Below are 22,822 nucleotides of genomic sequence, written 5' to 3'. Positions count from 1 at the left end.
TTAAGCGCGGGCCGTTGCGCCTGGCATAAGACGATCCTTAAAAATCATCTACTTGTAGTACATATCCACCACCACGGCGGCGTCGAACGCGCCGGGTTTTGGCAGGGTGCGCCATTTCAGGTCGGCGCGGAATTCATCGTGGCTCTGGCCCAGGCCCATCAGTTGCTGCAGGGTGAACCAATCGTTGAACGGCAATGGCTGGTCGCTTTCGGCGCGGGACAAGGAGATGCCCACCGAATTGTTGTTGTCCGGCACCAGCAACCCGTTGATTACGCTGCCGCCTCCCGAGGTGCTGGCGAAGCGGGCGCTGACGGTGTAGGGCGTGTCGCAGCCCTTGCGCAGGTTCAGACTGAAGTTCGCGCTGCTGGCGACTTCACCGATTGAAGCCTTGCGCGACGGTGTGGGGAATTTCACCACGTTAGGGGTGATGGTCAGTTCGGGGGTGCAAGGCACGAAGCGGATGCCGTTCATGCCGGTGACCACGTAGTTGAAGTTGCTGTTGGGCCTTGAGTTGAGCCCGCGCACGCCGTCCAGTTGGAAGACGCGGTACGAGGTCAATGTACTGGCTTGGCCACTCGGTGGCGTGGGGTCGTACTTCTCGATGAAGACACTGAAGTTGAGGGTAAAGCGCGCCTTGTCCCAACCGATGCAGTTGGAGGTGCAGCCCCGGTCGGAAAAGAACCCGGTGCCGACCTTGCCAGTGCTTTGGGTAATCGGCTGGTTGTTGTAGCGGATACCCACGCGAATGCCCGTGCCGATGCTCACGCCGGCCGGGTTGACGTAGAAATACACCTCTTCGCGGCCGACGTTGTAGTCGTCCTTGCAGATCACATTGGTCGAGCGTGGGCCCGACTCCCAGATAATGCTGCCGTTGGGGGCGTCGGCGGCGACGGCCAGCGCGGTGCCCAACGCTTCCTGGGTGATGATCGAGCCGGTGCCGTCCTCACGGCACGCCAGCGCATGGCTGGTGGCGGGCAGGGCCGCGCAGACCCACAGCAGTATTGGTAAGCAGCGTTTGGTCAGTGACATAGGTGTAAATACCCCGCGATCTATCACTTGAGCGCCGCGCTATGGCGGGCCTGCAAGCCGATATCGGTGATTTCGGTGAAATGGAGGGTGGTGCCCTTGGGCAAGGCGCTCGGTGCCGTCAGGGTTTTGCTCTCTTGAGGTTTGAGCAGCAGGTAATCGCTGAGCGTCACGCTGTCGGTCTGTACGTTCACCAGCGACAGGTGAAACGCGCTGGGGTTGCGGACCGTGAGGGTGTGCCCGTCAGTGCTGCTCCAGACCAACTGCTGCACCGCCTCGGCCGAGCCGCCCTTGAGTGCGGGCGGCCGATAGAACAGCTTGAGCCGTTGGCGTATCGCAAACTGCACGCTGTCAGGGTCTTCCGGCTTGAGCGGAATCTCCATGATGTTGAGCCAGAACAGCGATTCGCGATCGGTGGGCAAGCCTTCGCCGGCATACAGGATGCGCAGTGGGTGATGCTCCCCCGCGCCCAGTTGCACCAGAGGCTCGGTGGCGGCAAACGGCACCGCGCCGCTTGAGTCGTCATCGCCGGTGATCCAGGTTTGCACCACCACCTCGCGCGATGCCTGGTTGATCACGTTGATGCTGGCGGCCTTGTCCTGGCCGAAATAGATCAAGCGCGTGCCTTCGATTTTCAGTGCCGCGCTGGCGGGCGGCGGCGCGAGAACCAGCAGCCCGCAGGCGATCAGCACCATTCTGAGTAAAAACATGAGCACAGACGAATTCCATGGCAGCGTGAGAGGACGCAGGCCATGGTAGGGGCGAGGTGATGCGAGGGCTTTCAGGCGATTCTTAAAAGTGGACCGGTGCGCCCGGTGACCGTTTCAGAATCGCCTTAAAGTCAGGTTTCCCGCTGACGGTTACCGTGTTCAGCGTTGAATGATCGACGCTGATGCCCAACTGTCAGGTTTACCCTATGTCCAATAAAGCGTTACGCCTTCTGATTGCTGATGCAGACTTGTTGCAACGGATCAAGATCGAGAAAATGCTCAACCAGCTGGGCTATCACCGTATCGCCCCCTTGAGTTCGTTCGAGGAGTTGCAGGCGTTGACGCGCTCAGGTTGTGTGGCGTTCGACTTGTTGATCATCAACACAGCGCTGGTGCGATCCAGGCACGTCAACCTGTTGAAGTATTGCCATGACAACCCGCTGATTCGCCACACGCTGATCTATGACGGGCAATGCGCGCAGAGTTCGGTGGTGTCTGTATCGGTGAGCCAGACGCTGCACCTCTCGCTGTCGCAGTCGCCGGACTTCAACTCACTGCGCCGTTGCATGGAAATTGTCGACCCCGACCATAGCCTGCCGACCGTTGAGCGTCCGGTACTGCGCGCCGTCGACAGCCGTACCCAGCCACCCTCGGTGGGCCCGCGCGCGATCCCTTTGGGCGACCCGGCGGTGGTGGCGTGCGCCGTCGGGTTATCGCCCAAGCGGTAAGCGGGTGTCAGTCACGCCAGATGGGCAGGTAATTGCTGCCCAGCGTCCAATGCGCTTGGCCGGGAGTGAGGCACACGCCTCCGACCCAGCGCGCATGGCCGGCGTGATCGAGCCAATACGCATCCCCGTCCAGCACCTGCGCCCCCAGCGGCGTCAATAGCAGCTCGCGGCGTGGCCATTCGCGCTCGGTTCCGGTTTCGATCAGCAAGGGATTCGGCCCGTCGATCAACGGCCGCAGCAGTGCATGAAACATCATGTCGCCCAGGAATGGCAGCGGCTCGCGCTTGGCCATCAGTTCGGCAAACACTCTGCCGAAGGGCACCGGTCCAACTTCGGCGATGTACCTTAACGACAGGCGCTCGGTGAGCGACAGGCCGTCCACAAAACCTGGCAGTTCCTGCAACTGGCGCAGTAGCGCTGGCGCGAGGAACGGCAGCGATGCGTGCGGACTATGAGCCAGTTCCGCGAGCTTGACCGGTGAGCTGTCGCAGTACGCCGACCAGGCCTGTTGGGCCAACTGCACTGCCGCGTCATTGATCACGCGTCGCTGCGGCCATAGCCACGCCAGCACATCGGGTGCCAACAGGCCAATGCCGATAAAGCGCTCGACGCCGGGAATACGGTCAACTTCAATCAACTCCAGCCTGGGCGGTGCCTGCTCAAGACCGGCCAGTGCGCGGATCAAAAACAGCTGGTCGTAGGCATCCGCCTCGCACCACAGCACGCTGTGGTTGGCGCTGGCCAAGGCGTCCAGTTGGTTATATTCATCGTCGACACGGCGCGCTGCATCCATGTAGTCCAGCGCAAACGTCTGGCTGATAAAGGCACTGCGCAAGGCGCGGAAATCTTCGCTGGGCAGGTCGCGAACCGGCCCCATGCACAACGGGTCGGTGAGCATCCGGAACTGCCCTTTGAACCCCGCCAGTTGCAGGCTGTGGGCTATGTCACTGCCACAGCGCCAGTGGGTGGTGCGGGCTTCATCGCAGGCCTCGAACATGGGGTGGCGGGCGGCGAAATCGAGGGCGTCGACATGGGTCTTGAGTTTGGGCCAGCTGCTGAAACCGAGCTGTCTGGCAACCTGCCATTGGGCCTGCGACAGGGTGGCGCCGGGGTCCTGGCTTTTCAGCTGTGCCAATAGCTCCTTGGCGCGCTTGCGCTGCTGCGCAAGGTTAATACGGCCGTTATGGGGCGAGGATACGGGGCGTGGCGACATACGATCTCCTTGTACAAACCTTTTCCGCTTTAAGGTTGGGAGTCGTAGCAATGAGGTGGTGCTTGAGTGTCTTGGGCGCAGCCCTTTCCGCGGAAGGTGGCGTAGAGAGCGCCAGGCGGGAAATATAGGCAGGATTGCTGTTCAGTGCAATTCAAAACTGTGGGAGCGGGCTTGCCCGCGATTGCGCAGTCTCAGTCACCAGATTCGCTAACTGATCCACCGCTGTCGCGGGCAAGCCCGCTCCCACATTGGGATTTGCGTGACCGTTTACTTATCTTTTCTGGCATCCATGGTCTTTTGATGTTCCGCCAGGAACGGTTGCTCCGCCGGATCAAAGCGATCAATCCCGGCGGTAAACCGATGCCAGTACGGGTACAGCGGCTGTCGGCGCGTTACGGCCTCGATACGCGAAGATTGCGCCTCGGTGAGTTTCAGCTCAGTGGCCGCCAGGTTGTCGCGCAGGTGCGCTTCGGTGCGGGCGCCGACGATCAGCGAAGTGATCCCCGGGCGGTCCTTGAGCCAGGCCAGGCAGGTACGCGCCACTGACACGCCATGCTCATCACCCACGGCGGCAAGGGTCTCGATGATATCCAGCGCACGCTCCGGGTCATGCACATAGGGTTCCGGCCAGCCGCTGCCCTGGCGGGTGTTGGCCGGCGGCGTATGCCCGCGCCGGGTCGAGCCGGTCAGCAGGCCTTCGCCCATCGGGCCCCACACCAGGGTGCCGATGGACTGGTCCAGCGCCATCGGCAGCAATTCGTACTCGGCTTCGCGAGATTCGGGGGTGTAGTAAATCTGCTGAGTGATGGGTTTGAGCATGCCGTGCAGCTCGGCTTTGCCCAGGGTTTTCATCATCTGCCAGGCGGTGAAGTTGCTGGTGCCGAAGTAGCGAATTTTCCCGGAGCCCACTAACAGGCGCAGGGCTTCGAGGGTTTCCTCGATGGGCGTCACGCCGTCCCAGTTATGCAGCTGGTAGAGGTCGATATGATCGGTGCCCAGCCGCTTCAAGCTGGCTTCGCAGGCGCGGATCAGGTGGAAGCGCGATGAGCCGGAGTTGTTCGGGTTTTTGTCCACGGGGCTGCGGCCCTTGGTGGCCAGCAGGATGTCGTGACGTTTGTCACCCAAGGCTTTACCGACGACTTCCTCAGCCAACCCGTGGGAATACAGGTCGGCGGTGTCGACCATATTCACCCCGGCGTCAAACGCGATGTCGAACATGCGCTTGGCCTGGGGCACGTCCACCGCGCCGCATTTTGCAAATTCGGCGCCCCCCCAAATGGCACGGTGCCGAGGATGATTTCGGATACCAGCAGGCCCGAATGGCCCAGTTGACGGTATTGCATGTCGCCTCCTGTTTTACGTTGCACGTGAACCTGTGAACGACAGGGGTGGCGATAGTTTGAATTTTTTCATGAAAACTTCCTGCGCGTGCCTCACCATGGCACCCAACACGGTTTAAGAGGAACCCCGCGTTCATGAGCGCACTGATAGAAACCCGCGGCCTTACGCGCAGGGACGAGCGCCGCCAGGTGGCGTTGCTGCAACCCACGGACTTCTGCTTGAACCGCGCCGACCGCGTGTCCATCACCGGCTCCTCGGGCTCCGGTAAAAGCGTGTTCCTGCGGGCGCTGGCATTGCTGGATGCGCCCACCAGCGGGCAGCTCCTCTGGAACGGCCAGCCCATCACCAACGCGCAGATTCCCCACTATCGCAGCCACATCAGCTACCTCTCACAACGCCCCGCGTTGATCGAGGGCACGGTCGAAGACAACCTGCGTTTCCCCTTCAGCCTCAAGACGCTGCGCACGCGCAGTTTTGATCTGCCAGCGGTCACCGCGCTGCTGGGGCACGCCGGTAAAACGCCGGACTTCCTGGGCAAAAACGCCGCTGACCTGTCAGGCGGTGAGTCCCAGGTCGTCTCACTGATTCGAACCCTGCAACTGAACCCTGAAGTGCTGTTGCTGGACGAACCGACCGCGGCCCTCGACCCGACATCCTCGCGTGATGTCGAAGCGCTGATCACCGCCTGGTATGCCGCCGATAATGCCCGCGCCTATGTCTGGGTGTCCCATGACCTTGACCAGGCCCAACGCATGAGCGCCCTCCACCTGCACATGACTGCCGGTGCGCTGAGTGGAGCGGCCCAGCCATGAACTATCAAAACCTCACCGCGCTGGACATGGGCATCGCCGCCTCGCTGATCCTGATCAACGGCGCGCTGTCATTGCTGCTGCGCCTGGGCCTCGGTCGCCAATTGCTCTGGGCGGCGGTGCGTACGGTGGTGCAATTGTTGGCCATCGGTTACCTGCTGGGGTGGGTATTCGAGTTCGCGTACTGGTATGTGGTGCTGCCGTTGATGTGTGCGATGACCTTGATTGCCGGGTTGTCGGCGGCGGGGCGTGGGCGCAGGACCTATCGCGGGCAGCGGGTCGACAGCATCCTGTCGGTGTGGGGCAGTTCCTGGTTGGTGACGGCGGTGGGTTTGTTTGCGGTAATCCGCATCCACCCGTGGTACGAGCCGCAGTATGCGATCCCGATTTTGGGAATGATCCTGGGCAATACACTGACCGGTGTGTCCCTGGGGATCGAGCGCATGACTCAGGAACTGACCTCGGGGCGCAACACCATCGAGATGATCCTGGCTCTGGGCGGTTCGCGTTGGGAAGCGGCGCAGGAAGCCATCCGCCAGGCGGTGCGCGCCGGGATGATCCCGACGCTGAACCAGATGACCGTGGTGGGCATCGTCAGCTTGCCGGGCATGATGACGGGCCAGGTGCTGGCCGGGGAGAGCCCGGTGGACGCGGTGCGCTACCAGATCGTCATCATGTTTTTGATCGCCGCGTCGTCGGCGCTGGGCACGGTCGGTGCGGTACTGCTCACCTACCGGCGGCTGTTCTCCAGGAGCCACCGGTTTTTGCGCGACCGATTGGAAGAACGCTGACTGTCAGCCCGCGTCGGGCACACCAAAGTCCAGCACCACTTTCATTGCCTGAGTCTTGTCCGCGGCCAATTCAAACGCCTGCACCGCGTCGCCAAACGGCACGGTGTGGGAGATCACCGGGCGCACATCCACGATGTGGCGATTGAGCAAGTCCACCGCCTGGGCGAATTCGCTGTGGAAGCGGAAGGTGCCGCGTAATTCAATCTCGCGACTGACCAGCACATTCAGTGGCAGCGACACATCACCCCCCAGCCCGACCGTCACCAGCACACCGCGCGGGGCGATGCACTCCAGGCCGTTGCGCAGGGCCTGGGCACTGCCGGAGACTTCGAACATCACGTCGAAATAGCCCTTTTCAGCGCTGTAGCGCTCGAGTGCATCGTTGCCGTCGGCCAGGTTGTGCAGGCGCGTGGCGCCCATTTTTTCGGCGCAGGCGAGGGCGCTGGCGGATAGGTCAACGGCGACGATCTCAGCGGCACCGGCGGCGCGCAGGCTGCCGATCAGCAGGTTGCCGATCGGGCCGCAGCCGGTCACCAGTATGCGTTTGCCGAACACCGTGCCGGCGCGTTGGATCGCATGCAAACCCACCGACAACGGCTCGGCCAGCGCACCTTCGGCGAGGCTGACGTGGTCGGCCAGGCGATGCGCCTGATGCGTCTCGATCACCAGGCTTTGGCGAAACGCGCCCTGGATATGCGGGAACGGCATGGCGCTGCCGTAGAAGCGCATGTTCAGGCAATGGTTGGGCAGGCCTTGATGGCAATACCGGCAACCGCAGCAAGGGCGCGATGGTGAAACGGCAATGCGTTGACCGACCTTGAACGAACCGGCGTCACTGCCCACGGCGTCGATCACCGCCGACACTTCGTGGCCGAGCACCATCGGCTCGCGCAGGCGCACGCTGCCGAAGCCGCCATGCTGGTAATAATGCACATCCGAACCGCAGATACCGCCACGGGCTATGCGTACGCGCAGTTGATCGGGCGCGAGGGTTTGCGGTTCATCCTGGGGATCGACCCGCAGGTCTTTCGAGGCGTGACAGACGATAGCGTGCATAAGGTTCTCCGGTTTACAGCGAGGCGGTGATGCCACCGTCGACATACAGGATATGGCCATTGACGAAGCTGGCCGCGTCACTGGCGAGGAAGACGGCGGCGCCGGCCAGTTCGGCCACCTCACCCCAGCGGCGGCTCGGCGTGCGCTGTACCAGCCAGTCGCTGAATTCGGGGTTGGCCACCAGCTGTGCATTCAGCTCGGTCTTGAAATAGCCGGGGCCAATGCCGTTGACCGTCAACCCATGGGGGCCCCAATCGATGGCCATGCCCTTGGTGAGCATTTTCAGTGCACCTTTGCTCGCCGCATACGGTGCGATGCCCGGACGGCCCAGTTCACTTTGCACCGAGCAGATATTAATGATGCGCCCACGTTTGCGCGCGATCATCGCCCGCGCCACCGCCTGGCCCACCAGGAAAGCGCTGTCGAGGTTGGTGCTGATCAGCTCGCGCCAGTGTTGCTCGCTGTAGTCTTCCAGCGGCCCACGGCGTTGCATGCCGGCGTTGTTGACGAGGATGTCCAGCGGGCCAAGGCGCTCTTCAATATCGGCGACGGCGGCGTGGATGGCCGTGCTGTCGGTGACATCAAACGCTTGGGTGTGCACCTCCAGGCCTTCCAGCGTCAATATGGCGGCCGCCTCCGCTAAGGTGCTGCGGTTGCGCCCGTTAAGCACCACTCGCGCACCGGCCTGGGCCAGGCCACGAGCGATGGCCAAGCCGATACCGGCGCTGGAGCCGGTGATCAGGGCAAGCCGACCGTCGAGGCGGAACGTTTCCAACACGTTTTGCATGGGGTTGTCTCTCCTGGCGCGCTTATGGTGATAAGCGTTTGATCCACTGGCGCTTACTTCATCCCAGTGTAGGGTGCAGGTCCAATGTTCATTTATGATCGCCTGATCAATATCGGTGATAACCAGGAGGGCGGATGGAGCTCAAGCACTTGCGCGCGTTTGTGGTACTGGCCCAGGAGCTGCATTTCGGGCGGGCGGCGGCTCAGTTGTCGATCGTGCAACCGGCGCTGAGTATGCAAATAAAACTGCTGGAAAGTGGCCTCGGCGTGCGCCTGCTGGACCGCAACCGCCACTCGGTGACGCTGACCGACGCGGGGCGGGTGTTTCTGCCGGAAGCCCAGGCCACCTTGCACCAGGCGTCGCGGGCGGCCGATACGGCACGCGCGTCCAACCGCGGGGAAATCGGGCGGGTGCGCTTGGGGTTTGTGTCTTCGGTGTTGCCACAGTTATTGCCCGAGTTGATCCGTGCGGTGCACCAACGCTACCCGCGTATCGAACTGGAGCTCAAGGACATGCCCGGCCCTGATCAAGCGGCCGCCTTGAAGCATGGCCAGCTGGACTTCGGCCTGATGCGCCTGCCGGCCGCCCACCCCGGCGTGCACACCCGCGCGGTGCTGCGCGAGCATTTTTGCGTGGCGTTGCCCATCGATCACCCACTGGCGGCCCAGAATTTCATCCGGCCTGGCGACCTGCTCAAACTGCCGGTGTTTATCCTGGCACGGCGTTACGCGCCGGGGTTCTATGACGAGTTTATCCAGGCCCTGGGCATCCCGCTGGCGATCGCCAGCGAACTGGGCGAGTTCACCACCATGCTCGCACTGGTGTCTGCCGGGTTGGGCATCGGGGTGTTGCCGCAGCAGGCGGCGCGGGCGTTGCCTGCCAATTGCGTGTCGCGGCATTTGCAGCTGGGCGGCTTCCAGGCCAGTACCGGGTTGGCCTGGACCGAACTGGACAGTGCGGTGAAGAGCACCGTGTTCAATCTGATCGTGGAATTGTTTGGCGAGTGACATCGGCTACCCACCGGGGTGCTAAGCCGCGGCGGATTTCAACCGGTTTTTCCGTCGTTACCCACAGATGACGCCGGGGGCGTACCGGCTGCGGCAGTCGGGGTTGAGTTGACGTTCCACGCGCCGCCCAGCGCCGTATACAGGTTCACCTCGGCGACCAATTGGGCCAAGCGGTCGACGATCAGTGCCTGCTGTGAACTGAACAGCGAACGCTGCGCATCAAGGAACGTCAGGTTGCTGTCGACGCCGCTGCGGTAGCGGTGTTGGGCCAGGTCGTAATAGGCCTGGTTGGCCGCGACGAAATCCCGTTGCGCCTGCAGTTGGTCATTGAACGTCTGGCGCGCGGCGAGGCCGTCGGCGACTTCCTGGAACGCGGTCTGGATGGATTTTTCGTACTGGGCCACCGTAATGTCTTTCTGCAATTTGGCGTAATCAAGGCTGGCACGCAGGCTGCCGGCGTTGAAGATCGGCAGGTTGATTTGCGGTTGGAAGGTCCAGGTGCCGGTGCCGCCCTTGAACAATCCTGACAGTTCGGTGCTGGTGCTGCCGGCGTTGGCCGTGAGGGTGACCGACGGGAAAAACGCTGCGCGGGCCGCGCCGATATTGGCGTTGGCCGCTTGCAACTGGTACTCGGCCTGGAGGATATCCGGGCGCCGTTGCAACAGGTCGGACGGCAAGCCTGCGGGCACGCGTGCCACCAGGTCATCGGCCAGTGGCCGCGACGGCAGGTGCTCATCCACCGGGCCGCCAACCAGCAACGCAAGGTTGTTGAGGTCCTGGACGACCTGGCGTTCATAACGGGCCACGCTGGCACGGGTACTTTCGACGGCCGTGCGGGCCTGTACCACGTCCAGCGCCGACGCCTTGCCCGCACTTTTGCTGCGGCTGGTCAGTTGCCAACTGTGATCGTTGGCCGTCAGGGTTTGCTGCGCCAGGGCCAGCAGCTCCTGGTCGGCGCGCCAGGTCAGGTAGGCGTTGGCGACATTGGCGACCAGGCTTAGCTGAGTGCTGCGCCGGGCTTCTTCGCTGCCCAGGTAGGTGAGCATCGCCTGCTCGCTGAGGCTGCGCACGCGGCCAAACAAATCCAGCTCATAGGCGCTGAGCCCTAACGTGGCCGAATAGTTGGAGGTGATCGCCGACTTGCCGGTGCCGGTTACACCGGCCGGCAACTTCTGGCGCTTGCCGGCACCTGTCGCGGACACCGCCGGGAACAGGTCCGCACGCTGGATGCGGTACTGGGCCTGGAACGCTTCCACATTCAGTGCGGCCACCCTGAGGTCACGGTTGTTGGCCAGCGCGCTGCCAATCAACTGTTGCAGGGCCGGGTCGTGAAACAGTTGCTGCCAATCCGGCTTTACCGCTACGGCGTTGACCTGCGCCAGGCGGTAGACGCCGCCTTGGGGGTACTGCGCAGGGGTCGGCGCCGCAGGCCGTTGGTACTCGGGGATCAGCGAACAACCGCCGAGCATCCAGGCCATACCGACGCTGGTGAGTGTCCATTTGTTCATCAGGCGCCAACCATCCATTTGGCCAAACCATGCCGCCCACTCACGCCCAACTTGGCGGCGGCGCGCTTGAGGTAGGTTTCGATCGAGCTGTTTTTTACGCTGAGTTTTTCGGCTATCTGCGGCACGGTGCCGCCGGTCAACAGGCCCAGGCAAACTTCCTGCTCGCGCGCCGACAGGGTGATATCGCTGAGGGACAAACGCGTGTAGAACTCGCGCTGCAACTGCGATTGCTCGAGCAGATTCTGGGCCGGCTCGGACTCGGCGTGCGGCACCAGACGCAGCAGGTGTGCATGCCGCTCCATCAAGGGCAACAAGGTGTCCGACAAGCATTTGAGAAACGACAACTGCGCCAGGGAAAAGGCTGGCTGGGTGGGCGAGCGATAGAACGAAATCACACAGCGCCGGTTGCCCTGACGCGATACCAGATTGCACTGGTGCGAACTGCCACGCGGGTGCGCGCTGTTGGCATTGGCTTTCATCTGGATCAGCAGCGGGTCTTGCATGCGCAGCATTTCCCGCAACAGCGGATGATCATTCAGTGCATGCACGGTCTGCGGCGCAGACACGTCCTTTTGCAGCCCGGCGCTGCCGAGCAGCTTGATATCCAGCACGCTGTCGCGCAGTTCGTCCAGGGTCCATTCACTCAGGTCGACCAAGTGCATCGGTACCCATTTATCCACCAGCTGCAGCATGTTGGCGGCGAAGGTTTCCTGGCCGCTGTTTGAAATCAACTCGCCCATTTCTGCATAGAAATGCGGGCTCTGCGTGTCACCGATACTGCGGGTCAGACTCATAGCCATCTCATCCTTGATGTCGAAAACCGTCAACGGACGCCCTGGGTCTGTGTGGGGCGATCCGTACTTCTTGAACGTAACTCGGCGTTCGAGATTTCATTTAGCCATAGCGATTTATCCTACGTATGTAGCGGAAACGAGGGACACAACCTGCCATAAAATCCACGTCATTAATTCGACACTTCTGACGGTGGATTCCGCCCACGAAAAGCCATGAACGAATTTTAGGATTGTTTAACTCAATGATATTTAAAGAGAAATTAATTCAGCTAAATACGCTGGAGAAAACCGCAGCGGTCACATATAGCCAATTTCCTACAAGGCTTTAATCGTTCCAGCAGTGAACCATCAGCCAAGCCCGCTGCTGTCGCCTCGGATGTCCGGGTTTAGGGTGACAGACAGGTCCTGACCCCCATGCTCAAATCCGGCAATTTCGGCGTAATGGGCCCCTGCGCGGCCAGTGCCTGACCCCATGAGAAGGATCTTATGAAGCATTCCACCAGTCTGCCGCCCAGCTTCCCCCTGACTGCCGCCCAACAGGACATCTGGCTCGATCAACTGCGGGTGGGCAACTCGCCGCTGTACAACATTGGTGGGTATGTCGACTTCGCCGGCCCAATCGTGCCGGAGCTGATCCAGCGCGCCATCGAGCTGCTGGTGGCCAAGCACGATGCGTTGCGCACTCAACTGCACAGCGAAGCGCACGGCTTGCCCCGGCAAACCTTCGCCGCCGCGTTGAAGGTGCAGGTGCCGCAGCATGATTTCTGCGCGTTGCCCGATCCGCAGGCCGCCGCCCAGGCCTTGATGCAAGCGCAAATGGCGCGGCCTTATGCCATGGCCGGTGAACCGCTGTTTCGCTTTTTCCTGGTCAAGCTCGACGACGATCATTACCGCCTTGGCACCCAGGCTCATCACCTGATCCTCGATGGCTGGGGCTTCGGCCAAATGCTGCAATCCCTGGCTCGCCTCTACACCGACCTCAATCAGGGGCGCGCACCGGAGCCGCATGCGCCGTCCTATATCGACTTTATCGACACCGACCAGCGCTACCTCCAATCCGCCCGTTATGCCCGCGACCGGGCTTACTGGCTGGACAAATACCAGGTATTGCCGGAGCCATTGTTGACACCTCGGCACACTGCCCAGGCGCCGAGCAACACCCTGGTAGAACCGTTCCCGGTGGCACTGCTCAACCGCATGGAGCAAGTGGCCAACCGTTACCAGGCCTCGGCATTCCATGTGCTGCTGGCCGCGCTGTACGTGTATTTCACCCGCACCAGCCAGCGCGATGAGTGGGTGGTGGGGTTGCCGATTCTTAACCGTTCCAACGCGCGTTTTCGCTCCACCGTCGGGTTGTTTACCCAAGTCAGCGCGGTGCGGTTTCAGTTTGCTCAGCAACTGCCTTTCAGCGCACTCGTGCGTGGCGTGCGTGATCAACTCAAGCAGGACTTTCGCCACCAGCGTTTCCCCTTGAGCGAAATGAACCGTGAGCTGGGCCTGCGCAGAGCCGATCGCGGCCAGCTGTTTGACCTGTCGGTGTCCTTCGAACAAGACGACCATGACCTGCGTTACGGCCAGGTCCAGGCCCGTGCGATCAAGGTGTCCAACCACCATGAAGCATTGCCGATTGCCATCCACCTGCGCAGCAACCGTTACCAGGACACCGCGTGCCTGCATTGCGTATACAACGAGGCGTATTTCACGCACGACGAGGTACAGGCGTTGGCGCAGCGCTTCACGAGTCTGCTGGAACAGGGGTTGCAGAACACGGCGTTGACGGTCGCCGAGTTTTGCCTGGTGACGCCCGAAGAACAGGCCCAGTTGCAGCAGTGGAATGCCACTGCGCAGCCCAATGCCACACCGCAAACCCTGCACTGGCGCATTGAAGCGCAGGCCTTGCGCGCACCCGACGCGATCGCGGCGGTGTACCAGGGGCAGCAACTGACCTATGCCCAACTCGATCAGCAGGCCAATGCCCTGGCGCATCAACTGCTGGAACACGGCGTACAGCCGGATGATCGCGTGGTGATTGTGGCCCGACGCGGGCTGGACACTTTGGTCGGGCTGCTGGCCATCCTCAAGTCCGGCGCCTGTTATGTGCCGGTGGATCCGGCCCATCCCGCCGAACGCCTGAACTACCTGCTGCACGACAGCTCACCGGTGGCGGTGCTGACCCAGCATGACCTGCTGCCGCGCTTGCCCATGCTGGACGTGCCGGTGATCCGGCTGGACCAGCAAACCGGCGCCCTCAGTGACAGCCCGCGTGTGGTGGTCACACCGTCAAACCTTGCCTATGTGATCTACACCTCGGGCTCTACGGGGTTGCCCAAAGGTGTGATGGTCGAGCACCACTGCGTATCGAACCTGGTGGACTGGCACTGCCGGGCGTTCAACCTGCACGCGGGCAGCCACACCGCCAGCGTGGCCGGGTTCGGCTTTGATGCGATGGCCTGGGAAGTCTGGCCAGCACTGTGCGTGGGGGCCACGCTGCACCTGCCGCCAGCTCACGACGGCGGCGAAGACATTGACGCGCTGCTCGATTGGTGGCGTGCGCAGCCGCTGGACGTGTGCTTTCTGCCGACACCGGTGGCCGAGTACGCCTTCAGCCAGCGCCTGGAGCATCCGACCCTGCGCACCTTGCTGATCGGCGGCGACCGCTTGCGTACGTTCAGCCGGGCGCAGACCTTTGATGTGATCAATAACTACGGCCCCACCGAAGCCACCGTGGTCGCCACGTCCGGGCGTGTCGAGGTCGGCCGACCGCTGCATATCGGCGCGCCGGTCGCCAATGCCACGGTGTATTTACTGGATGAACAGCAACGGCCGGTGCCCATCGGTGTGGCGGGGGAGTTGTACGTCGGCGGTAAGGGCGTGGCGCGTGGTTATCTGAACCGCCCGGAACTGAGTGCCGAGCGCTTTGTGCACGACCCTTTCAACCCAGGCCGGATGTACCGCACCGGTGACCTGGCGCGCTGGATGCCCGATGGCACTCTCGAATACCTGGGCCGTAATGATGACCAGGTGAAAATTCGCGGCGTGCGTATTGAGTTGGGAGAAATCGAGGCCGCACTGGCCAGCCATCCTGCCGTCAAGGAAGCGGTGGTGCAGTATCGTGAAGGTCAACTGTTGGCCTGGTTCATTGCGCAGTACAGCGTCGACATCGAAGGGCTGCGCGCCCATCTGCAAGCGACGCTACCGGATTACATGCTGCCGGCCGCGTACGTGAAGCTGGAGGTGCTACCCCTGACCGCCAACGGCAAACTCGACCGCAAGGCCCTGCCAGCACCCACGCAGGCGGCGTTTGTCACGCGCTTGTTCGAGGCGCCGCGCGAGGGCGTGGAAACCCGACTGGCGCAGATCTGGGCCGAGCTGCTGCAGGTGCAGCCGATCGGGCGGCATGACCATTTCTTCGAGCTGGGCGGGCACTCGCTGTTGGCGGTGCAACTGGTACAGCGCATGCGTCAGGCAGGCTTGCATGCCGACGTGCAGGTGCTGTTCGGCCAGCCGACGCTCGCCGCGCTGGCAGCGGTCACCGGTGGCAGCGATGTGCACGTGCCTGCCAATCGGATTCCGCCGGGTTGTACCCAGATCACGGTCGATATGCTCGCACTCGCCGATCTCGACGCGCCCAGCCTTGAGTGCATCGTCGCCGGCATCCCCGGTGGCGCCGCCAACGTGCAGGAAATCTACCCGTTGGCGCCCTTGCAGGAAGGGTTGCTTTACCACCACATCACTGACGAGCGCGACCCCTACCAGCAACATGCGATGTTCAGCTTTGCGCGCCGCGAGCAATTGGACGCGTTTGCCCAGGCCTTGCAGCAGGTGATCAACCGCCACGATATCCTGCGCACCAGCCTGGTGTGGGACGCCCTTGAACAGCCGATGCAAGTGGTGTGGCGCGACGCCCGATTGCCGATTGGGCCGCTCAGTGAAGAGCATGCGCCGCTGGACTTGCGCCAAGCCCCGCTGATGGCGCTGGATTATGCCGAAGACACGCACCACCAGCGCTGGCTCGCCAGGTTGCGCTTCCACCACCTGGTCAATGACGCCACGTCGATGACGGTGCTGGCGGACGAAATTCGCGCGCACATGCTGGGTCAACAGGCGCAGCTTGCGGCGTCGGTGCCGTATCGCAATGTGGTGGCGCAGAGCCGCTGCGCGGCGCGACAGGCCGCTCACGAGGCGTTCTTTCGCGAGCAATTGGCGACTGTCGACGAGCCGACCCTGGCCTTCGCTATGCAGGAACACCAGGTTGATCGGGCTGAGATCGAAGCCTTTGAATGCCCGATAAACGACGCCCTCAGCCAACGCCTGCGCGGCCAGGCGCGTGCCCTTGGGGTGAGCGCCGCGAGCCTGTTTCATTTGGGTTGGGCTCAGGTACTCAAACAGGTGTCAGGGCGTGACGACGTGGTGTTCGGTACTGTGCTGCTCGGCCGTTTGCAGGCGGGCGAAGGCGCCGACCGTGCCCTGGGCATGTTCATCAACACCTTACCGTTACGCCTGCGCCTGGCCGGGCAAAGCGTGGTCGACGCGCTGAGCGACACTCACACGCAGCTGAGCGCCTTGCTCGCGCATGAACAGGCGTCTCTGGCGCTTGCCCAGCGTTGCAGCAGCGCGTCACCGCTGTTCAACAGCTTGCTCAACTACCGACACGCCAGCGCCGACAGGGATTTCAAGCTAGTGCCGGGCGTCGCGTTGCTCAGCAGTGAAGCTATCCTCAGTTACCCGCTGATGGTCACGGTGATTGATGGTGCAAGCGGCTTTGACCTCAAGGTCATGGCGCCGCGCAAGGTCGGCGCCGAACGCCTCTGGGGTTATCTCGATACTGTGCTCAACGGGCTCGTGGACGCGCTTGAACACACGCCGAAAGCGCCCTTGCGCGAGGTGCCGGTGATACCTGGCAGTGAGTTACGCAGGCTATTGGTGGACTTCAACGCGACCGAAACCGACTACCCCGACAACCTCACCGTACACGCATTGTTCGAAGCGCATGCGCGGCAGATTCCACATGCCATCGCTGTGCAGGCCGGCACGCGGCAACTGACTTATCGCGAGCTCAACGAACGCGCCAATCAGTTGGCCTTCCACCTGCGCGAGCGTGGCGTGCAGCCCGATTCGCGGGTAGCGCTGTGTGTCGAGCGCGGCCTGGATCTGGTGGTAGGGTTGCTGGCGATCCTCAAGGCGGGCGGGGCCTATGTGCCACTGGACCCGGGCTACCCCCGCGAGCGCCTGCTTTACATGCTTGAAGACAGTCGCCCCGTGGCATTGCTGGTGCAGGCGGCTACCCGCGATCTGCCAGGCGACGTGTCGATCCCGGTGCTCGACTTCGACCGCTGTGCCTGGAGCCAGGCGCCGACCGGTAACCCATTGGTGCCAGGCTTGACCGTCGCCAACCTCGCCTATGTGATGTACACCTCCGGCTCCACAGGTACACCCAAGGGGGTGATGGTCGAGCATCGCGGCCTGGGCAACCTGATGCAGTGGGCTTCCCGGCTGTGCCCGAACGCCGAGGGCGGCGCGTTGCTGCAAAGGGCGCCGTTCAGCTTCGATGGCTCGGTGTGGGAGCTGTTCTGGCCGTTGACCAACGGCATGCGCCTGGTACTGGCGAGGTCTGATGGTCATCGCGACCCGGCCTACCTGGCACAGGTGATTCGTGAGCAGCACATCAGCGTGATTAAGTTTGTGCCCGCGATGTTGCAGCAGTTCCTCGAACTGGAGCAGTCGGCGCTCTGCACCAGCCTCACTGACGTTTTGTGCGGCGGCGGTGAACTCTCCGAAGCCTTGGCCCGTGGCGTACAGGCGCGCTTGCCCAACGTGCGATTGCACAACGTCTATGGCCCCACCGAAGCAACGGTGGACAGCAGCGCCTGGACCCTGGAGCCCGGTGCGCCGGTGCCCACCCGGCAACTGCCGATCGGGCGGGCGATCAGCAACACCCGTCTGTATGTGCTGGATGACAACGATGCTCCGGTGCCAATGGGCGTCAGCGGCCAATTGCATATTGGCGGGGGCGGCGTGGCTCGCGGCTACCTGGGGTTGGCCCAGATGACTGCCGAGCGTTTTATCGACAGCCCGTTCGTGGTCGGCGACCGTCTGTATCGCACCGGCGACCTGGTGCGTTACTTGCCGGACGGCAACCTGGAATTCCTCGGGCGCAATGACTTTCAAGTGAAGTTGCGCGGCGTGCGCCTGGAACTGGGTGAAATCGAGTCACGCCTTGCGGCGCACCCGGCGTTACGAGAGGTGGCGGTGTTGATTCGCGATGAGCGTTTGGTGGCGTATTTCTCCCTGCGCGGCCAAGCGCCGAGCGTGGAAGCCTTGCGCGCCCATGTGCTGAAGCAATTACCCGAATACATGGTGCCGGCGGCCTTTGTGCAGCTTGACGCATTACCCCTCAACCCCGCCGGCAAACTCGACCGCAAGGCACTGCCGGAGCCAGGCGTGGAGTCGGTGGTGAGTCGTGCGTATGAAGCACCGGTAGGCGAAGTGGAAACGTTGATGGCGGGTATCTGGGCCGACGTCTTGAAGTTGGAGCGGGTAGGGCGCCATGACCACTTCTTCGAACTGGGCGGGCATTCCTTGCTGGCGGTAAACCTGGTGGCGCGCCTGCGCAAGGCTGGGCTGGCGGTGGATGCGCGAACCCTGTTCAGTCAGCCGACACTGGCGCAGTTGGCCGCGTGCACGGTGGCGCAGGTGTCACGCGTAGAGGCGCCTCAAACCGCGATCCCCCAACTGAACCGCCGTCGCCGGATCTGAGGCCTGGACGCGGCTGAGCCGGGCGTGGGGCTTCGCCGCGCTAGCCAGGTGTCAGTCAGCGTGGTGTGGGAATAAACGCCACGCTGCCGCCCGAACGCTTCTGGAACATCCGCTCGCCATTGTCGGGTTGAGTCGTGATCACCGTGTGATCGTTACCCAGGTAGGCCAACGGCGTCGGGTCTTCCTTGGAATACTGCGCGACGATAATCGTGTGCTGCGGGTCGAAGTGCTGGCCGCTGGTGTGTTCCAGCCAGGCCATCAACGCTGCGCTGTCGCCCTGGCGTGGGAAGTCCTGGGTTTCACTGACGTAGTAGAACGGTTTGCCGCCGTTCTGCAGGTACATCGGCAGCTTGTTGTCGACTTCCACCAGCACCATCTGCCATTGGTTCCACGGTGCGTGCTTGACCGCCTCGGCTTGTACATCCTCGGCGAAGCGGGTTACCCCGCCATTGCCGGTGGTCCAGGGGTAGATCACACCCAGCACCAGCATTAAAAAGCCCGCGGTAATCCCAAAGCCTTTTTGCCAGCGTGGCCAACTGGCGGTTTTTTTCTCCAGGCGCTCACTCAACCACCAGGCGGCCAGCAACTGCGCGAAAGGCACCAGTGGCAACACGTAATAGCTGCGGCGGCTGCCACTGGCGGTGAAGAACACAAACAGCAGGCCCAGCCCCCATACCAGCCAGCGTACGTTGGGTGGCGTCTGGCGCCAGTGGCGCACAGCCAGCCACAAGCCGAGCAACCAGCACGGCGCCCATGGCAGGGTGTAGGCAGGCAGGTAGATCAAGTAGGTGTAGATCGGCCCCATGTGGTCAAACGGGTCGAAGAAACGTACGACGTTTTCCTTGAACACCAGTTCGAGGCCGCTTTCGCCGTAGGTCGGTGCGCCATAGAAGTGGGACAGCACAAAAGGAATCGCGTAGAACGCCGCAGCGATCAGCATGGCCAACAACAGCCGCAGGTTGAGGTGACGCTTGTAGCGGTGTTCGCTGAGCAGGTGCGGTAACAGCACCAGGCCCGGCAGCACAAAGCCGATCAAACCTTTGAGCAGTGACGTCGCGGCCAGCAGCAGGAAAAATACCGTGTAGCGCCCCAGCCGGGTGTCATCCGGCCCGCGCCAGTACCACCAGACAGCGGCCAGCACACCACATACGGTGAGCACATCGGCGGTGGCTACCCGTGCCCAGAACAGAAAGTAGAAGGTGGTGGCCAGCATCCAGCCGGCAATCAGCCCGGTGCCTTTGCGAAACAAGCGTTCGCCAATCAGATAGACCAGCCAGATACTCAGCCAGGCCCCGATGACCGATGACAGGCGCAGTGACCACGGGCCGAGCCCGCCCATCACGTTGGCAAACGCGGTGATCAGCCAGTAAGAGGGCAGCGGTTTGTCGTAATAGGGCGCGCCCTTGAGGTACGGGTCGAAATAATCACCGCTCTGCAGCATCTGCAAAGCGATGTTGGCCCAGCGGGTTTCCGGCCCCCACAAGTCGCGACTGCCCAGGCCCAGCAGCAGGAGTAACGCCGAGACGCCCAGCAGCAACACCAGGGCGCCGCGTTCGGTTTTCCAGAAGCTCATGGGCTTTTCTCACGGCAGACGTAACGTTAAGGAAGCTTCGGATAGATGATCAGTAACAGGGCGCCCTTGCGATACCGCTTGCCCCCCGCTGGTAACTGGCCTTCTTCACGGTGTTCGCTGGTGCTCTTGACCCGCATCAGCACGCCCACAGAACCTTGCTGGCGCGCCTCGGCAAGCCAGGTCTGGACGCTGTCCAGGTCGACCTTGCGCTGCACCGAATCGGCATACGTCAGGCCATAGCGCAGTTCGCCTTCGGTGTCATAAAACGACACTTGCGGCCGACGCAGACGCCAGGACAATGCCGACGCCGAGCCCAGCTCGTTGCTTAGCAGAGCATGGGTTTGTTGCAGTTCATCCAGATGCTCAAGCACGAACTGATCCGGCATCTCGGTATCGGTGATCATGGCCGGCATGCCTGCCGGCAACAACGCGACCAGCAAACCAATGCCCAGCGCCGGCATCGCCCATAAGGTCAGCGGGCGAACCGCTTGCAGCAGGTTGGCCAGGATCCAGGCCAACAGCACGATGAAGGTCAGGGACAGGCTGAACATCTCGGCGTGACTGTTGCCGTACACCGGGTTGCTCATTTGCAGGTAGATCAACCCCACCATCGCCACCAGGCCGAGCACGGCGTTAGCCAGGCCATTGATCAGGATGGTGCGGGTCTTGCCTTGTTTGATCAGGTCAGTCAGCGCATGGCCCATCAGCAGCGCCAGGGGCAACAGGCACGGCATGATGTAGGTGGGCAGCTTGCCGCGGCTGAGGCTGAAGAAGGCCAGGGGCAGCAGCATCCATAGAGCGATGAAGACGATCGGCGGCTGGGCTTTTTCTTTCCAGGTTTTGCTCAGGGTGGCTGGCAACAGCCCGGCCCATGGCAAGCAGGCCACGACCATGATCGGCAGGAAGAACCACCATGCGCGCGCGTGCTGTGCATTATCGGCTGCGAAGCGGCGGATGTGCTCATGCCAGAAGAAGAAGCGCCAGTAGTCCGGTTCCTGCAAGTGAATGGCCAGGACCCACGGTACGCAGACCAGTGCCGCGACCACGATTGCCAACGGGCCATACCGCAACAACTCGCCCACGCGACGCTGCCAGAGTATGTACGGCACCGCGATCAGCACGGGCAACAGCCAGGCCAGAAAGCCCTTGGTCAGGAAACCCATGCCGCACGCCACGCCCAGCACTGCCCAGGCGCCCAAGCGGCCACGCGAGGTGCGGCTGTCCAGCGCAAACCACAGCGCAACCAGGCTGAGGTTGACCCAGAAAGTGAACTGCGGATCGAGGTTGGAATACCCGGCCTGGCCGGCCACCAGCCCGAAACTCATGTAGAGCAGGGCGCAGGCGAAGCTTTTGCGTGGGTCGTTCCACACGCGGCGGGCGATGAGGTAGGCCAGCACGACGCTCAGCCCGGTGGTCAACGCCGAGGCGATGCGCACGCCGAACAGGTTTTCGCCGAACACCGCCTGGCCCAGGGCGATCAGCCAATAGCCGGCGGCGGGTTTTTCGAAATAGCGCACACCCATGAAATGCGGTGAGATCCAGTTGCCACTCAGGAGCATCTCCTGACTGACCTGGGCGTAGCGGGTTTCATCCGGGATCCACAAGCCGTGCAAGCCCATGGGCAACAGGTAAAACACCGCGAAGGCCAATAGCAAAAGCGGTAGGGGTTTCAATCGGGTCATGAAAACGTCGCTCCCTGACGTTTAATGGCTGAATAGGAGGGCGTGCAAGTATTAACGTAAAGCATCACAAAGTTCACTAAGTGGCTGAAAGTATTCATGACGTCCTGAAGTAACGGGCGCAGCTAAACATGCCAGAAGAGGGCTGTCGCCTTGCTGAACATGAATGTTGCGAAGTGTGTCGAAAAGTGTCTAGAGCTTCTTCAGGGCGTTAGCCCAAGCCACGCTGTTGATTTTTCCCAGTGTTTCGAACTTGCCGTTAGCCAGCACCCGCACAAACAAGGCACTGCCATACTCGGAAAACCGCGCACGGGGGAAACCCAAGGCTGTTTCGAAGTCGGAGATACAGCCACTGTGAGTGACAAACACCAGGTTGCGTCCCGGTTGTTTGTGGCTGAGGAGTTCTTCGCCAATGGCTTTGCCGCAAATGGTTTTTTCGTTGGTGGTCAACTCGGCCTTGCCGAACATGAAGTGCGATGTCTGTGCCGTACGCAAGGCCGGGCTGGCAATCACGTCGCTGTTTTCCATGCCCAGGACCTTGAAGGCCTTGCCCACTTCTTCTGCACGCTGGGTGCCCAGAACGGTGAGGCCTTCAGGCGCCGCGAAGCACGGGTTGGCCGAACGGTCGCAGCGCTCTTCATGACGCACCAATACGATCAATTCGCCATTGCGCCATGCAGGTATTACTTGTGAGTTCAGCAGGCGATCGCCAATACCCAAGTCACGTGGCGATGCAGGCCACAGCATAAAACCGGCGAGCAGCAGCACGATGACTGCAAGGCCTGCCCACCACTTTTTGAAGCCTTTGAAATAGCCACGGCGCACGCGCGGTTTGGTCAAGGTAAGGTCAACCACATCATTCACCATGGGCACTGTAGGCAGTGTTTTATTAAGTAGGCGCAACGCATCGACGCAATCCCGTAGGGGAATGAGAGGCTGTCATAGGGCTGCTGTCTTTTCGCTGAACATCTCGCGGTTATAAAAAGTCGCGGCTGGCAACTAACAAGTTGCCGAATTTCGACGCTTGGAGGGCAATTTAGAGGG

The 22,822-nt window shown here is 62.1% G+C and carries 15 protein-coding genes and 1 pseudogene; 5 read left to right on the top strand and 11 right to left on the bottom strand.

Features of this window, described 5'->3' with window-relative positions; translation table 11 throughout:
• Positions 1-48: 48 nt before the first annotated feature.
• Together CPH89_RS29740 and CPH89_RS29735 are read right to left on the bottom strand one after the other, a co-directional pair.
• Positions 49-1,029: a fimbrial protein gene (locus CPH89_RS29740; RefSeq protein ID WP_053257029.1), complete on the bottom strand. Its 981-nt coding sequence runs from the start codon at positions 1,027-1,029 to the stop codon at positions 49-51.
• A gap of 23 nt (positions 1,030-1,052) precedes the next feature.
• The gene (locus tag CPH89_RS29735; protein ID WP_262410136.1) at positions 1,053-1,736 is read right to left on the bottom strand and encodes a fimbrial biogenesis chaperone; all 684 of its coding nucleotides are present in this window, start codon (positions 1,734-1,736) and stop codon (positions 1,053-1,055) included.
• 206 nt (positions 1,737-1,942) lie between these two features.
• On the opposite strand from CPH89_RS29735, the gene CPH89_RS29730 reads away from it, so the two are divergent.
• A complete protein-coding gene (locus CPH89_RS29730) occupies positions 1,943-2,464 on the top strand; it encodes an ANTAR domain-containing protein (protein WP_053257027.1) in 522 nt (173 codons plus the stop codon).
• A gap of 7 nt (positions 2,465-2,471) precedes the next feature.
• On the opposite strand, the gene CPH89_RS29725 is transcribed toward CPH89_RS29730, so the two are convergent.
• Both CPH89_RS29725 and CPH89_RS29720 read right to left on the bottom strand, forming a co-directional pair.
• Positions 2,472-3,677 carry a DUF1835 domain-containing protein gene (locus CPH89_RS29725; RefSeq protein ID WP_053257026.1) on the bottom strand — a complete coding sequence of 402 codons (1,206 nt, stop codon included), beginning with the start codon at positions 3,675-3,677 and terminating at the stop codon, positions 2,472-2,474.
• 267 nt (positions 3,678-3,944) lie between these two features.
• A pseudogene (locus tag CPH89_RS29720) lies at positions 3,945-5,020 on the bottom strand (aldo/keto reductase).
• Between the two features lie 132 nt (positions 5,021-5,152).
• Here CPH89_RS29720 and CPH89_RS29715 point away from each other — a divergent pair.
• Positions 5,153-5,830 (top strand): ABC transporter ATP-binding protein, encoded by a 678-nt coding sequence (locus CPH89_RS29715; protein WP_053257024.1) that lies wholly within the window; start codon positions 5,153-5,155, stop codon positions 5,828-5,830.
• On the top strand, positions 5,827-6,618 hold the full coding sequence (locus CPH89_RS29710) for an ABC transporter permease (protein ID WP_053257023.1): 792 nt from the start codon (positions 5,827-5,829) through the stop codon (positions 6,616-6,618). Before CPH89_RS29715 ends, CPH89_RS29710 begins: the two co-directional genes overlap by 4 nt.
• 3 nt (positions 6,619-6,621) lie before the next feature.
• On the opposite strand, the gene CPH89_RS29705 is transcribed toward CPH89_RS29710, so the two are convergent.
• Complete coding sequence (locus CPH89_RS29705; RefSeq protein ID WP_053257022.1) at positions 6,622-7,674, bottom strand: L-idonate 5-dehydrogenase; 1,053 nt, start codon at positions 7,672-7,674, stop codon at positions 6,622-6,624.
• Between the two features lie 13 nt (positions 7,675-7,687).
• Positions 7,688-8,461 (bottom strand): glucose 1-dehydrogenase, encoded by a 774-nt coding sequence (locus tag CPH89_RS29700; RefSeq protein WP_053257021.1) that lies wholly within the window; start codon positions 8,459-8,461, stop codon positions 7,688-7,690.
• Positions 8,462-8,595: 134 nt separating this feature from the next.
• Between CPH89_RS29700 and CPH89_RS29695 the strand changes: the two genes are divergently transcribed.
• Complete coding sequence (locus CPH89_RS29695) at positions 8,596-9,468, top strand: LysR family transcriptional regulator (protein WP_053257020.1); 873 nt, start codon at positions 8,596-8,598, stop codon at positions 9,466-9,468.
• A 38-nt stretch (positions 9,469-9,506) separates the two neighbouring features.
• Here CPH89_RS29695 and CPH89_RS29690 read toward each other — a convergent pair whose 3' ends face one another.
• Together CPH89_RS29690 and CPH89_RS29685 are read right to left on the bottom strand one after the other, a co-directional pair.
• Positions 9,507-10,976, bottom strand: coding sequence for an efflux transporter outer membrane subunit (locus CPH89_RS29690; RefSeq protein ID WP_053258006.1), 1,470 nt, complete (start codon positions 10,974-10,976; stop codon positions 9,507-9,509).
• On the bottom strand, positions 10,976-11,770 hold the full coding sequence (locus CPH89_RS29685; protein ID WP_053257019.1) for a helix-turn-helix transcriptional regulator: 795 nt from the start codon (positions 11,768-11,770) through the stop codon (positions 10,976-10,978). Before CPH89_RS29685 ends, CPH89_RS29690 begins: the two co-directional genes overlap by 1 nt.
• Before the next feature lie 486 nt (positions 11,771-12,256).
• Here CPH89_RS29685 and CPH89_RS29680 point away from each other — a divergent pair, with 486 nt between their 5' ends.
• Positions 12,257-18,526, top strand: coding sequence for a non-ribosomal peptide synthetase (locus tag CPH89_RS29680; protein ID WP_053257018.1), 6,270 nt, complete (start codon positions 12,257-12,259; stop codon positions 18,524-18,526).
• Positions 18,527-18,581: 55 nt separating this feature from the next.
• On the opposite strand, the gene CPH89_RS29675 is transcribed toward CPH89_RS29680, so the two are convergent.
• From CPH89_RS29675 to pmrG, 3 genes are all read right to left on the bottom strand, one after another.
• A complete protein-coding gene (locus tag CPH89_RS29675; protein ID WP_053257017.1) occupies positions 18,582-20,099 on the bottom strand; it encodes an ArnT family glycosyltransferase in 1,518 nt (505 codons plus the stop codon).
• A gap of 26 nt (positions 20,100-20,125) precedes the next feature.
• The gene (gene arnT / locus CPH89_RS29670; protein ID WP_053257016.1) at positions 20,126-21,781 is read right to left on the bottom strand and encodes a lipid IV(A) 4-amino-4-deoxy-L-arabinosyltransferase; all 1,656 of its coding nucleotides are present in this window, start codon (positions 21,779-21,781) and stop codon (positions 20,126-20,128) included.
• Positions 21,782-21,970: 189 nt separating this feature from the next.
• Entirely contained in the window at positions 21,971-22,645 is a 675-nt protein-coding gene (gene pmrG, locus CPH89_RS29665; protein ID WP_053257015.1) for a lipopolysaccharide core heptose(II)-phosphate phosphatase PmrG, read from the bottom strand.
• Between the last annotated feature and the right edge of the window lie 177 nt (positions 22,646-22,822).

The sequence above is a fragment of the Pseudomonas fluorescens genome, assembly GCF_900215245.1.
Classification (GTDB): domain Bacteria; phylum Pseudomonadota; class Gammaproteobacteria; order Pseudomonadales; family Pseudomonadaceae; genus Aquipseudomonas; species Aquipseudomonas fluorescens.
The sequence above is the reverse complement of the archived record's forward strand: the minus strand, read 5'-3'. Positions and strand labels throughout refer to the sequence as shown.

Coding starts and splice junctions, on each gene's coding strand:
- CPH89_RS29680 (WP_053257018.1), top strand. CDS start 12,257: ATGAAGCATTCCACCAGTCTGCCGCCCAGCTTCCCCCTGACTGCCGCC.
- CPH89_RS29740 (WP_053257029.1), bottom strand. CDS start 1,029: ATGTCACTGACCAAACGCTGCTTACCAATACTGCTGTGGGTCTGCGCG.
- CPH89_RS29715 (WP_053257024.1), top strand. CDS start 5,153: ATGAGCGCACTGATAGAAACCCGCGGCCTTACGCGCAGGGACGAGCGC.
- CPH89_RS29735 (WP_262410136.1), bottom strand. CDS start 1,736: ATGTTTTTACTCAGAATGGTGCTGATCGCCTGCGGGCTGCTGGTTCTC.
- CPH89_RS29700 (WP_053257021.1), bottom strand. CDS start 8,461: ATGCAAAACGTGTTGGAAACGTTCCGCCTCGACGGTCGGCTTGCCCTG.
- CPH89_RS29705 (WP_053257022.1), bottom strand. CDS start 7,674: ATGCACGCTATCGTCTGTCACGCCTCGAAAGACCTGCGGGTCGATCCC.
- arnT (WP_053257016.1), bottom strand. CDS start 21,781: ATGACCCGATTGAAACCCCTACCGCTTTTGCTATTGGCCTTCGCGGTG.
- CPH89_RS29675 (WP_053257017.1), bottom strand. CDS start 20,099: ATGAGCTTCTGGAAAACCGAACGCGGCGCCCTGGTGTTGCTGCTGGGC.
- CPH89_RS29730 (WP_053257027.1), top strand. CDS start 1,943: ATGTCCAATAAAGCGTTACGCCTTCTGATTGCTGATGCAGACTTGTTG.
- CPH89_RS29725 (WP_053257026.1), bottom strand. CDS start 3,677: ATGTCGCCACGCCCCGTATCCTCGCCCCATAACGGCCGTATTAACCTT.
- CPH89_RS29685 (WP_053257019.1), bottom strand. CDS start 11,770: ATGAGTCTGACCCGCAGTATCGGTGACACGCAGAGCCCGCATTTCTAT.
- CPH89_RS29690 (WP_053258006.1), bottom strand. CDS start 10,976: ATGAACAAATGGACACTCACCAGCGTCGGTATGGCCTGGATGCTCGGC.
- CPH89_RS29710 (WP_053257023.1), top strand. CDS start 5,827: ATGAACTATCAAAACCTCACCGCGCTGGACATGGGCATCGCCGCCTCG.
- pmrG (WP_053257015.1), bottom strand. CDS start 22,645: ATGGTGAATGATGTGGTTGACCTTACCTTGACCAAACCGCGCGTGCGC.
- CPH89_RS29695 (WP_053257020.1), top strand. CDS start 8,596: ATGGAGCTCAAGCACTTGCGCGCGTTTGTGGTACTGGCCCAGGAGCTG.